The organism is Vibrio sp. R-1 (genome assembly GCF_035615595.1).
Taxonomy (GTDB): Bacteria; Pseudomonadota; Gammaproteobacteria; order Enterobacterales; family Vibrionaceae; genus Vibrio; species Vibrio cholerae.
This window is the reverse complement of record NZ_WPDC01000319.1, coordinates 1-452: the sequence shown is the minus strand read 5'-3', so window position 1 is coordinate 452 and position 452 is coordinate 1. Positions and strand designations below refer to the sequence as shown.

1 protein-coding gene is annotated in these 452 nt (G+C 41.6%); it reads right to left on the bottom strand.

Annotation, left to right across the window (positions count from 1 at the left end; genetic code table 11):
• Window positions 1-22 precede the first annotated feature (22 nt).
• Complete coding sequence (locus tag GOU96_RS18320) at window positions 23-418, bottom strand: DUF3465 domain-containing protein (protein ID WP_065818837.1); 396 nt, start codon at window positions 416-418, stop codon at window positions 23-25.
• Window positions 419-452 lie beyond the last annotated feature (34 nt).

Sequence of the window (452 nt, the reverse complement as noted above, 5' to 3'; positions counted from 1 at the left end):
TTGAGGCGTTTGTTAGGTGAATTTACTCGTACACCTGCCCATTGTGTTTCAACCAACCATGAGCATGACGATTTTGAGGATCTTTATGAGTCCAGTGAAGAACCCCACCCTTTTTGTTCCATTCGTATTCACCATAAAACTCAACACTATCACCAACTTTCAAGTTCGGAATTCTCGGTGCTAAGTCGATGTTATGAGCAACCAGCAATGTTTGTCCGCTATTGAGCTTTAAGATGAATTTTTGATGCCTCGAACCATCATTGTCATCAGGCAGCACTTTCGCTACCTGTCCAAATCCTTGAACCTGTAAATCACTTTGCTGCGATTGATAAGCTTGTTGTAAAACGGCGTCATTGGCATACAAGCTAACCGAAAAACAACTTGTGAGAACGAGCAAAAAAGCTACAAACCATTTCATAACACTGTCCTTGTTCAATCCACAGACCATTCAC

Bases quoted from the DNA above. Each gene is read 5' to 3' on its own strand.
- GOU96_RS18320 (WP_065818837.1), bottom strand. From the start codon at position 418: ATGAAATGGTTTGTAGCTTTTTTGCTCGTTCTCACAAGTTGTTTTTCG.